Annotated in this window: 10 protein-coding genes; 6 read left to right on the top strand and 4 right to left on the bottom strand. The window is 48.8% G+C overall.

The features are described 5' to 3' along the window. The first annotated feature begins 3 nt into the window (after positions 1-3). From ONT08_RS09225 to hrpB, 6 genes are all read left to right on the top strand, one after another. Positions 4-720 carry a cell division ATP-binding protein FtsE gene (locus tag ONT08_RS09225; RefSeq protein ID WP_022121797.1) on the top strand — a complete coding sequence of 239 codons (717 nt, stop codon included), beginning with the start codon at positions 4-6 and terminating at the stop codon, positions 718-720. A 27-nt stretch (positions 721-747) separates the two neighbouring features. Further along, a complete protein-coding gene (locus ONT08_RS09220; protein ID WP_264959756.1) occupies positions 748-2,070 on the top strand; it encodes an aspartate kinase in 1,323 nt (440 codons plus the stop codon). 139 nt (positions 2,071-2,209) lie between these two features. Then, positions 2,210-3,367, top strand: a complete 1,158-nt coding sequence (lysA, locus tag ONT08_RS09215; RefSeq protein ID WP_119237574.1) for a diaminopimelate decarboxylase — start codon at positions 2,210-2,212, stop codon at positions 3,365-3,367. A gap of 75 nt (positions 3,368-3,442) precedes the next feature. Next, complete coding sequence (locus ONT08_RS09210) at positions 3,443-4,585, top strand: glycosyltransferase (RefSeq protein ID WP_264959755.1); 1,143 nt, start codon at positions 3,443-3,445, stop codon at positions 4,583-4,585. 62 nt (positions 4,586-4,647) lie between these two features. Continuing rightward, positions 4,648-5,421: a hypothetical protein gene (locus ONT08_RS09205; protein WP_254973845.1), complete on the top strand. Its 774-nt coding sequence runs from the start codon at positions 4,648-4,650 to the stop codon at positions 5,419-5,421. Between the two features lie 31 nt (positions 5,422-5,452). Continuing rightward, entirely contained in the window at positions 5,453-8,032 is a 2,580-nt protein-coding gene (gene hrpB / locus ONT08_RS09200; RefSeq protein ID WP_264959754.1) for an ATP-dependent helicase HrpB, read from the top strand. Here hrpB and ONT08_RS09195 read toward each other — a convergent pair. From ONT08_RS09195 to ONT08_RS09180, 4 genes are read right to left on the bottom strand one after another with little or no spacing between them, the layout of a single operon-like run. Then, positions 8,019-8,579 (bottom strand): DUF5675 family protein, encoded by a 561-nt coding sequence (locus ONT08_RS09195; protein ID WP_006846453.1) that lies wholly within the window; start codon positions 8,577-8,579, stop codon positions 8,019-8,021. The two genes, hrpB and ONT08_RS09195, sit on opposite strands and share 14 nt — an antisense overlap. An 8-nt stretch (positions 8,580-8,587) precedes the next feature. Continuing rightward, complete coding sequence (locus tag ONT08_RS09190) at positions 8,588-11,113, bottom strand: hypothetical protein (protein ID WP_264959753.1); 2,526 nt, start codon at positions 11,111-11,113, stop codon at positions 8,588-8,590. Positions 11,114-11,147: 34 nt separating this feature from the next. Then, positions 11,148-11,570 (bottom strand): hypothetical protein, encoded by a 423-nt coding sequence (locus ONT08_RS09185; protein ID WP_118066982.1) that lies wholly within the window; start codon positions 11,568-11,570, stop codon positions 11,148-11,150. A 37-nt stretch (positions 11,571-11,607) separates the two neighbouring features. Beyond that, positions 11,608-12,117, bottom strand: a complete 510-nt coding sequence (locus tag ONT08_RS09180) for a hypothetical protein (protein ID WP_264959752.1) — start codon at positions 12,115-12,117, stop codon at positions 11,608-11,610. Positions 12,118-12,172 lie beyond the last annotated feature (55 nt).

Below are 12,172 nucleotides of genomic sequence, written 5' to 3'. Positions count from 1 at the left end.
AAGATGTTAATAGATTATCAGAACGTCAGCATATATCAGGCCGACAAGTGCGTGCTCCAAAACATCAATTTTCATATTGACGAAGGAGAATTCGCCTACCTTATTGGAAAAGTCGGCTCTGGTAAAAGTTCGCTATTAAAGACACTTTATTGCGAACTAGACCTTGTAGAAGGCGAAACCGAGAAGGCTGAAATTCTCGGCAGAGACCTCAAAACTATCAGGCGAAAGGAGATTCCGGCTCTGCGTAAGGAATTGGGAATCATCTTTCAGGATTTCCAGCTGCTACACGACCGCACCGTTCGCAAGAACTTTGAATTCGTACTCAAGGCAACAGGCTGGAAAAACAAAAAAGACAGAGAAAAGCGTATCGAAGAGGTGCTCAACGAAGTAGGCATGATTGATAAAATCGACAAAATGCCTCATGAGCTCTCAGGTGGTGAGCAGCAGCGTGTAGCCATCGCCCGCGCCATTCTCAATAATCCAAAAATCATCATCGCCGATGAGCCTACAGGCAATCTCGACCCAGAGACAGCCAGCAACATCGTGAGTCTGCTGAAAGACATCACCAAACAAGGCACAGCTGTTGTGATGACAACCCATAACATCCCGATGCTCGACAAATTCCCAGGCATCGTTTACCGCTGTAAGGAAGGTGTGCTCTACGACGTAACCAACGAGTACAACCACATTGACCTCACAGAAGATGGAGAAGATAATTAAGTGAAATAATTAAATAAAATTACGACTATGAAGGTAATGAAATTCGGAGGTACTTCTGTAGGCTCACCAGAGCGCATGAAGGGAGTAGCCTCTTTGGTTACAGAATCAGGTGAACCAACTTTCATCGTATTGTCTGCGATGAGCGGTACAACAAACTCTCTCGTTGAGATCTCTGACTATCTTTACAAGAAGAATCCAGAGGGCGCCAACGAGGTAATCAACAACTTGGAGAAAAAATACATGCAGCATGTAGAAGAACTCTACTCTACCAAGGAAATGAAAAATACGACTCGTGAGTTCTTGCAGGGCGAATTCAACTATCTCCGCTCATTCACCAAAGACCTCTTCACTTCTTTCGAGGAGAAGAGCATCGTGGCTCAGGGCGAGATGATGAGCACCAACATGGTTGTTAACTACTTGAAGGAACAGGGTGTAAAGGCAGTATTGCTCAGCGCATTAGACTTTATGCGCACTGACAAGAACGCAGAACCAGATCCTCAGTACATCAAGGAGAAGTTGGCTGCTATCATGGAGCAGAACCAGGGCTATCAGATTTACATCACTCAGGGATTCATCTGCCGCAACGCATACGGCGAGGTTGACAATCTGCAGCGTGGCGGTAGCGACTACACCGCATCTCTTATAGGTGCAGCTCTCCCAGCTGAAGAAATTCAGATCTGGACCGATATCGACGGAATGCACAACAACGACCCTCGTGTCGTAGAGCACACTGAAGCTGTCCGCCAGTTGAACTTCGAGGAGGCTGCTGAGTTGGCTTACTTCGGTGCCAAGATCCTCCACCCTACCTGTGTCCAGCCAGCTAAGTATGCAGGCATCCCTGTACGCTTGAAGAACACCATGGATCCTAAGGCCGACGGTACAATCATCGACAATGTCATCGTACGCGGCAAGATCAAGGCTGTTGCTGCCAAGGACAACATCACAGCCATCAAGATCAAGAGTAGCCGCATGTTGCTCGCTACAGGTTTCCTACGCAAGGTATTCGAAATCTTCGAGAGCTATCAGACTCCAATTGATATGATTGCCACTTCTGAGGTGGGTGTCAGCATGAGTATTGATAATGATTCTCATCTTAACGACATCGTAAACGAACTGAAGAAATATGGTACAGTAACTGTTGATTCTGATATGTGCATCATCTGCGTTGTAGGTGATTTGGACTGGAGCAACGTTGGCTTCGAGACCATCGCTACCGATGCGATGAAGAACATTCCTGTACGCATGATTTCTTATGGTGGTTCTAACTACAACATCTCATTCCTCATCAGAGAGAAAGATAAGAAGCAGGCATTACAGAACTTGAGCAACGTATTATTCGAGAAGAAGTAATGCAAATGAAAACGAAGAGTGAAAAGTGAAGAATTCGTATGTAATGCTTCCTATCCACTCTTCGTTGGATATTCTGATTTACTATAAATTGGATATTCTGATTTAACTATAATAAGGTATTAATTTAAGATTAAGTGAAATGAAAGGTACATTTCCGATAGATAAGTTTCAGGAGATACAGACTCCGTTCTACTATTACGACACCAATGTGTTGCGCCAGACATTGAAAACCATCAATGAAGAGGCTGGCAAGCACGAGGGATTTGAAGTGCACTATGCCGTAAAGGCAAATGCCAACCCTAAGGTGCTCAATATCATCTGTCAGGCTGGTTTAGGAGCCGACTGTGTGAGCGGAGGAGAAATTCAGGCAGCCATCAAAGCCGGTTTCCCTGCCAGCAAGATTGTTTACGCTGGTGTAGGTAAAAGCGATTGGGAAATCAACCTCGGATTGGAGAAAGGCATCTTCTGCTTCAATGTAGAAAGCATTCCGGAGTTGGAAATCATCAACGAGCTGGCTGAAAAACAGAATAAGATTGCGCAGGTTTGTTTCCGCATCAATCCGGATGTCGGTGCCCATACGCACGCTAACATCACAACAGGTCTGGCAGAAAACAAGTTCGGAATTGCCATGCGCGACATGGAAGCCGTAATCGAAGAGGCTGCCAAGATGAAGAACATCCAGTTCCTCGGACTGCACTTCCACATCGGAAGCCAGATTCTCGATATGGGTGATTTCGAGGCACTCTGCAACCGTATCAACGAACTTCAGAACCAGCTCGAAGCTCATCACATCGTTGTGAAGAACATCAATGTGGGCGGCGGATTGGGCATTGACTATAATCATCCAAACCGACAGCCAATCCCTAATTTCAAGGATTATTTCGATACATACGCAAAGAAACTGAAGTTGCGCAATGGTCAGAAGCTTCACTTCGAGTTGGGCCGCGCTGTAGTGGGTCAGATGGGTTCTCTCATCACCAAGACACTCTACATCAAGCAGGGCACAGCCAAGCAGTTTGCCATTGTGGATGCAGGAATGACCGACCTTATCCGTCCAGCTCTCTATCAGGCTTACCATAAGATTGAGAACATCTCAAGCGATGAACCTGTAGAAACTTACGACGTAGTAGGTCCTATCTGCGAATCAAGCGATGTCTTCGGCAAGGCTGTCGACATCAACAAAGCCCATCGCGGCGACCTCATCGCCCTCCGCTCAGCCGGAGCCTATGGTGAGATTATGGCGAGCCAGTACAACTGTCGCCAGTTGCCAAAGGGGTATATTACAGAAGACTTTTAATATAGTTGAAAGTTAAAAGTTAAGAGTTTATAGGATTCTCCTTTCTCTAGCTTTCTATATTACGAGAAAAAGAATATGATGATCATTAGTACAACTACTATAATAGCAGGCGCAGTGGTGGTTTTATTGGCGGTTCTCGGATCGCTGATAAATCCATTTCTGCGCTCGTTGCGCTTTCAAAAAACAGAAACGGCAGAGAATCAACCTCCTGTCAGTATACTCATTACCGCACACGATAATCTTGCTGAATTGGAGAGGAATCTCCCTATGTTCCTGAGTCAGCAGTACACTGCTGACTATCAGGTAATCGTAGTCTGCCAGAGTACAGATGGCGAGACACAGGATTTTCTGAAGCGAACAGCAGCCGAGAACCCTCATCTGTATTATACTTACATTCCTGAGAGTTCACGCTACATGAGCCGCAAGAAATTGCAGATTACACTGGGTGTGAAGGCAGCCAAACATGAATGGATTATTTTGACAGAACCTAATTGCCGCCCAAGCAACGACAAGTGGCTGCAAACCATGGTCCGTCAATGTCAGGACCCAAACCATCTGGTATTGGGATATGTAGCCCTTGATGAGGAAACCAAGAGCGTTCGCCGTTTCGACAGCATCCGCAAGGCTTACTATGTTTTGCGCCGTGCCCAGCAGACCTATGGTTATCGCAGCCACATGCCAAACGTAGCGTTCCGCAAGAGCGACTTCATGAAGGAACAGGGCTATCAGGGCAACCTGGAATATGTTCGCGGCGAATACGATTTTCTCGTCAACAAGTATGCCCATTGTGGCGAAACTGCTACAGAATTGGATTGCGATGCATGGCTCATCCGCGAAGCACCATCGAACAAGAGCTGGTACAATGCCCACCTCTATCTGCAGGCTTCACGCAAGAGTTTGGAAAGAGCCGCTTCCATGCGTACCCTCATGTTCTTTGACCATCTCATGCCACATCTCAGCCTGATAGCAACGCTGGCCGTAGCAGCCTACTCTATCCTCATGAAGAATTGGATTCTTACAGGATGCGCAGGTTTCAGTTTCCTCCTGCTGTTCATCGTGAGAATGCTGATAGCCAACAAGGCCATCAAACACTTTGATGACGGAATAGCGATGTTCAAACTGCCATTCTTCGAATATGGAATTATCTGGAGAAATCTGGCTACCAAATTGCGCTATTGGCGGGCTGACAAAAACGATTTCACTTCTCATAAACTCTAAACAGGGTAAAAAGGAAGTAACAGTCTATCAAATAATAACAGTTAAAAATAACCGACAGAACGATGAAAGTATATTTGTTCATTTCCAACCATAAGAAGTTGCTGAAGATGTATCTTCCATACATCGAAGCCTTGAATAAGCAGCTCGACATCACCAACAGTCTGGTTGATGCCGACATTGTGTTGATTATAGGAGCATGGACATGGCAGGGAGCCCAGATAGCCAAGAAAGCAAAGCAGATGGACATTCCCTACATCGTTTGTCCACTAGGTGATATTTCTGAGAGAAATTGCAAGAACCCTTACTTGAAGCGTTCACTGCAACAGTCTATGTATCAGAAAGCCATGTACGCCAAAGCCAACCTCATAGTAGCTACTACCCCTATGGAGAAAAACTATCTGGAAAAGAAAGGTTGGAACAAGCGCATCGCCCTGATTCGCTATTCAGGCTACAGTCATCTTACCAACACTGAAGCCATGATGCAAAACTGGCAGGAGACGGATGAGGAGACGCTGGCAGTCTTCGAGCAGCAAAAGGCAGAAGCCATCGCTGCCCAGACCAAGCAGGCTATCATCGCACAGATTATGCAGATAAAAAGCCGCATGCCGCATCAGAATATTCCGCAAAAATATCTTGACGATTTACACACTCTGCTCTATGCTGATGATTATGATGAGGATGCTATCAAGCAAGAACTGGCAGAGAAGAAACTCTCTTCCTATGCCGCCTCCGTTTTCCAGACCATGACAGATAAAACAGGACTCACAGAAGGCTTCATGCCGATTCCTGCCAAAAAGGGCAGAAAGAGTAAAGAGATTCTGAAATTTGTAAAATAAAAGAAATCTGAAGTTTGTGAAATAAGAAGAAATGAACTTAGATAGAATAGAACAGCAGGCTGGTCATCTGCCAGCTTACCAGATAGCCGACTCTGTCAATGAAGCATTGATGGAGTCGGCTAACCTTGTTATTACAGCTCCTCCTGGAGCCGGTAAATCTACCCTTCTCCCGCTCACCATTCTGCGGGGCATGAGTGATCAGGCATTGGAAGGCTTCATCCATGATCATCTTAAAAGTCAGGGTAAGATTCTGATGCTCGAACCGCGCCGCCTGGCTGCTCGCCAGATTGCCGAACGGATGGCACAGATTCTGGGAGAACCCGTGGGCAAAACCATCGGCTATCGGGTAAGATTCGAAAGCAAGGTTTCGGATGATACACGCATCGAAGTCCTTACCGAGGGCATTCTCACCCGAAGGCTGGTCAATGATGCTACACTCGAAGGCGTTTCGTGCCTCATCTTTGATGAGTTTCATGAGCGCAGCATCAATTCCGATCTGGCGTTAGCGCTGGCCCGGCAAACACAGGAAATCATCCGCCCTGACCTGAAGCTCATTATCATGTCAGCAACAATCGATGCTTCTATCATCTGTCAGGCACTTCAGGCTCCGCTTATCGAGAGTAAAGGCAGAATGTTTCCGATAGAAACCATTTATGCAGACCACGACATCGACAGATATCAGGTAGCGCAGGAAATGGCAGCCACTATCTGTCAGGCTTTCAGAAACCAGGAAGGCGACATTCTTGCCTTTCTGCCGGGACAGGGAGAAATCATGAAATGCGAAGAACTGCTTCGCTCTGCCTTATCTTCAACGGAAATCTATCCACTCTACGGCAACCTTTCGCCTGAAAAGCAGCGACTCGCAATCGCTCCTTCCAAACCGGGTGAACGGAAAATCGTACTGGCCACTCCTATCGCCGAAACTTCTCTCACCATCGAAGGAGTAAGAATCGTTGTGGATTCCGGACTCTGCCGAAAACTGGTTTATGATGCCCGTACAGGCTTGAGCCATCTCGAAACCGTTCGTATCAGTCAGGACATGGCTACGCAACGAAGGGGGCGTGCGGGCAGAATCACATCAGGCGTATGTTACCGGCTTTGGACACAGACCTCGGAACATCTGATGCCAGAACAACGGCTGCCCGAAATACTGGATGCAGATCTCTCTTCGCTGGTTCTCGACATTGCAGCTTTCGGCGAAAACAAACCGGAACTGCTGCCTTGGCTCACCCTTCCTCCCAAGGGCAACCTCGTATTGGCGCAGCAACTTCTCAAGTCGCTCAGCGCCCTCACTCCTGATCATGATGCTCACGCTCTCAGTGGCAGCATCACCGCAGAAGGCAGCAGAATGGCACAACTTCCTTGTCATCCGCGCATTGCCAAGATGATGATCAGCAGCGGTTCTCCTTCAATCCAAGCCCTTGCCTGCGACATTGCTGCTCTGCTGGAAGAGAAAGACCCGATGGGCGAAAATGAAGATTCAGACATGACGCTCCGCCTTTCTATCCTACGTTCCGCACGCTGCAAGAAGAATCTGGGACGTTGGAACCGTATCGCTCAGATTGCCCAGGAATACAGGAAGATGCTGCGTATCAGGGAAGACAACGAGCCAATTGATGCTGAGGAAGTGGGCCATCTCATCGCCCTAGCCTATCCTGAGCGCATCGCCCATGCCACCGACCATGCGGGCAACTTCAAGATGTCGAATGGCAACACGATTTTCATCGACCCGTGCGACAGCATGGCAGCAAACGAATGGCTTGCCATCGCATCACTCAACCTCGCTTCAACCTCATCATCCAATTCTGGGCAGGGACGGAAAGGAAGGGTATTTCTCTCAGCCCCCGTCAACTGGAAGAACTTGCCGGCACAAACCTGTGAAAATATTTCCTGGAACAGTAAAACGCTGGAGGTAAAGATGCAGCAGGAAACACGGATAGGAACGCTCGTCATAGACAGCAAGCCGATACAGAATGCCAACCGAGAGACTGTTTCTAATATTATCTGCGAAGCTGCCAGAAAAGACGGACTCAGCATGTTCGATTGGAACGAATCGGTTCATCGTCTGCAACAGCGCGTGGCGCAAGTAGCTGAGTGGCATCCGGAACTGGAGATTCCCGACCTGTCAACAGAGCATCTCCTGACAACAGCCAAAGCGTGGCTCCCTTTCTATCTCGAAGAAGGTGGTAAGATGAAGACTTCTGTTACTGAGCTGAAGAAACTCAACCTGTGCGAAATCCTTTGGAACATCCTTCCTTATGAGCTTCAGCAGGAGATAGACCGCCTTGCTCCCACTCACATCCGTGTGCCATCGGGCAGCAATATCCGCATCGATTACCGCCAGGGAACCGAAGCTCCGGTTCTGAGTGTGCGGCTTCAGGAGTGTTTCGGAATGACATCAACTCCCACTGTCGATGCTGGCAAACAGCCTCTTCTGCTTGAGTTGTTATCTCCCGGCTTCAAGCCCGTCCAGCTTACTCAGGATCTCGCAAGTTTTTGGCAAGGCACTTATTTCGAAGTCCGCAAAGAACTGAAGCGCCGTTACCCTAAGCATTTCTGGCCGGAGAATCCGTTAGAGAGCCAGGCCGTGAGAGGTGTCAAACGATGGTGATCCAGATGCTCTCGCCTCGGTCTCTCGCCGCCGTGATGGCATTGACGAGGCGATGCAGCCAGATGCGGGAGTTTACCACCATGCCTCGGAGTTTGTTTTCGCCCGGCAGGATGCAGCCCTGCGTATCATCGGGGTAGTTGCCGGCATGGATGCGGATGCCCTCAAAGCCAGGAACGCCCTGCAGCAGGGGCAGCCACTGCTTGAATCTCGGCGACTTGGTGATGAGCACGGGATAAGTGCCCTCAGGTATGGCAGTCTTGCCCTTCATCTTCTGCGCCTTCTTCTCCGACACTCGCCCCAGACGCACATTCTCCTCTTGGGGCAACAGGGTGATGCCCAGCAGGTTGCGCCACGTTGGCTCCAGGGTATCGCAGAAGTAGTGCTCCCCGTCCAGTTTGCCCACATCTACCACATGGCAGAAGCTGCGCTTCTGGTCCTTATTGAGCGTATAGTTCACCTTGCGCTCCACCTCCTCGTCCTTCAGGATATACATACGCCCTATGGTGTAAGTATTCTGCTTAGCTATTCTTTTGAGTACGATTTCCATAATTGTTTCTATTTAGATTCTTTTTTGAGAAAACATAGCTTGCGATAAAAACTGTAATTACCGTAATTGTAATTGCAATGGCTGTTATCAGCTTTGTCATTACCAGCATTAACGCCTTGTTCGCCTGCCTCCACTTTCACGATATACTTTCTGAACACCCAGGTGGCTATCATCCGTCGGGTGCCCTTGGTATCCAGCCCCAAGTCGCTTCTCAACTGCTCAGCCTGCTGATAAGAGAACTCATTTGGCAGAAGTTGCAGCATATTGGAAGGCCCTCTTTTGCTCGACTTCACTCCCTCCTGCTCCGCCTTCACGATAGCATCTCGGAAGAATCTCATCTTGCAGTACAGGTCATACTGCTCGCTCCAGCGCACAAACTCCTCTATCTCGGATTCCCATTGGCAACCATTCGCCACATAGAGCACGCAAGCCTTCAGATAGGCAATGACATTGGCTCTGAACGAGAGGTTCTCGTAAACCCTGTCTTGGCTCATACGGGCAAAGTCGGCATTCTCCTCTTTCAGCTTCTGTGCCAAGGCGAAAGCCTCAGGGCAATTGATAGTACCAGAAGCCATGTTAAGATGCTCGATATAGGGTTTTAAGTTCTCTCTGAATGTGTCATCGTATGTGCCATAGACAGGCATCTCGGCTCCTATCTCACGCTCTGGGATAGTACAGAAGTTGATTCTAGAGATAGGACCATCGGTCAATACCTTGGAGAAATATCGGATACCCTTGTTGATGGTGGTCGAGGCATTCCAGTTAAATCGGATGGTTACTCGCTCCGTAACACTCTGCGTGCCCACTCGGGTTTGTCCATATTGATTACCAGGGTCGAAGGCGAGGCACATGATACGAAACTGCTGGTTGCCAATGCCCCTTAGGTTATCAAACTGGTCTATCTCGTTGAGAGCAGTATAGAGGAAATGCTCCTGCGCCTCGGCGGTACGCATCACGAAGGCAGGGTTGGTCATGTCGGCGTCTATCTCCTGGATCACGAGGTTTTCAGGTCGCTTACGCTTATCCTTGTTAGCACCTTTTCTTGTCACCTCATCCTTCCACTCCTTCTCTCGTTTCAGGTTATCTTTGTCTCGTTTTCTGATGTCTTCCATAATCAGGTTGATAGGCATCTGCACGCAGTTCTTTCCTGCGCCCGTACCAGCTAAGAGACAACACATTAGCGTAGCCTCATGCTCCACATTGTCGATGTAATTAAAATAGGTGCGGCAGAGGTGGGTGGCTAGCGGAGGAAAGATGGCATGGGCTACGGCAGGCTTATAGACATCCGGTGTCTGAGACACGAGGAGCTCCACGAGCTTAGGCAGCTTCTTCGGCATCTCGGGCGGAGCGGGGTAATCATCTTCACAGTTAGGAGTTTGGAGTGAGGAATTAGGAGTTAAGAGAGTCGCTTGCTTCTCTGCTTGCGCATTGATGCGGATCACATCTCTAGAGAATGGCTTCGAACTGTCTCCATATTTCTCATAGAAGTCATGGATCAGCTGCTGGCAGTCACGCTCTTGGGCGAAGCTAGGCATCTTCACTGCCACCACTCTTCTCAGTTCTTCCTCACTCATCACCCTGCTCGCTCCTGCGCTCATGATGGCAAGAAGTGAGGAGTGGCGAGAGCCCTCGGTATCGATATTCACATTCTTCAGTCCTGCCGACTCCGTGAAGAGGTCAAAAGCGATTAAGCTCTTCTCGCTGGCGGTACCAGAGGTTGGTAATCCGTCAGGAATCTGATAGCTTCCAGCAGAGCCGAGATTACCAGCATCAGCACCATGGCTATTACCAGGTTGGGCAGGCTGAATAGCAGAGCCATGAGAAACAGCAGGATTGCCGTTAGAGCCCGAAAGTCTATTATTTTGAACATTGTCATTACTATTGCTATTAACTGTAAACTGTAAACTATTAACTTTTGCATCTCCTCTTCCGTCAATGGTGAGACCACGCTTCAGATAAGCCTCTCTGCGAGCCTTCAGCTCATCGGCAGGAAGCACGGCATACCAGTCCTTGGAGCGATAGATCTCCGAGTTCTGATCCGTGATAAAGAGGATTCTCTCTGGGGTGAAGCAACTCTCATCGCAGGGCACGCCAAGTGCCTTACAATACGCTCTCTGCGTCTCCTCGATAGTCATACCTATCGGCATTCGGATGTCGATGTGGAGCTTCTTACGAGCCGAGTATTCCAGATGCAGTAGCATTCCCTTCCAGATGGAGTCGCTGCAATTCAGCTGCCTTGCCATTTCGATGGCGATACCCACCAGCTCCTTATCGTCGATGTCGATGGTGGTCTGGAAGAGGAAACTCGTAGGGTCAGCATCCTTCTGCGAGCGATGATTCTTGAGGAATCGGCTGTAGTGGCCGCAGCGGAAGGGCATCAGCCCCTTCAGCTTATCATTACCCCCACGTATCTGCTCCACCATATCGTGGAGCCAAGGCTGAGCTATCAGCTTGTCATATTCAGCCAGGGGCAGGCAGCTGGCGCTGCCCTTATTGCCCCCACGCTGAGGATTCATTGCTATAAAGTGGTTCATGCTTAATTATACATTATTAATTATACATTATCTATTACTCCTTATAGTCCTCCCACTCCACATTTTCCTTGAAGGGCTTGATAGCCTTCACCATCTCCTGGTGCTCACCCTTGAGGCAGCGCAGAATCTCCGCCTTGCTCATGTCCTTGGAGAAGGCATAGTTCACCTGCACGGTTCGCTTGCTAGTGCGCACCACCCCGTGCTTGGTCTTGAGAATCTCCGTGAAGGGCTTCTCTCGCTTGCCCTGCACATAAGGCTTGAAGTCCACCCAGTCGCCTCGCCCATTCTCGCCACCCGAGAATATCATCCTGCCCCTGATCACCTGCGGCTTGTCACTGATTACCTCCGTCTCGTTCCATGGCGCCTTGCGCACTGATACGTTACCATTCTCCTCGGTGATCACAGCACCGTCTACCTTTACTGCATTGAGCAGCTTTTTGCTAGTTGCTTTCTTCATAACTTTGTAAAAATAATAATAAGTTATTAATGTCTCTTTAACTTAAAATAAAAATCGGGAACACCTGATGGTTCACCATCATCACGTCGTCATAGAAGTGGAGGTCAAACTTCTTGTCCGTTCTCTCCATGACGGGCGGCACATCCAGCTCATACTTCTTGCGCTTCACCTCGTCCTGGAAGTCAGCCACCAGCTTCTTCCCTACCCACTCCATGGCTTTCTTGCCCTTCCTGCCCACGTCGCAAGTCAAGTCCAGAAACATTCTCACGTCGCACATCGGAGCCGACACCATGCCGCCCTCCTGTAGCTTCAGGTCAAACCAGTGGAGCGTGCCCTGGGATGCCATCACTCTCGCCACCACTCGTTCGGGCTTCAGCCCAAACATGTCCACCACGTCGTTCACCAGGAAGAGCACCACTCCCTTCTCATTCACTGCGCCTCTCATATCCCCGAATATCGGGTGCTGCGCCATCAGTCTTGTAAACATATTATATGTATTAAAAGATTGAGAACCCGCAATACGCAAAGTCCCCGCAACCAGACGCACTGTGCATCTGATTACGGGGGCAAAGGTACTAAGAAGTAAAATGTTATCTTTATAA

This window comes from Segatella copri (assembly GCF_026015465.1).
Taxonomy (GTDB): domain Bacteria; phylum Bacteroidota; class Bacteroidia; order Bacteroidales; family Bacteroidaceae; genus Prevotella; species Prevotella copri_E.
The sequence above is the reverse complement of the archived record's forward strand: the minus strand, read 5'-3'. Positions and strand labels throughout refer to the sequence as shown.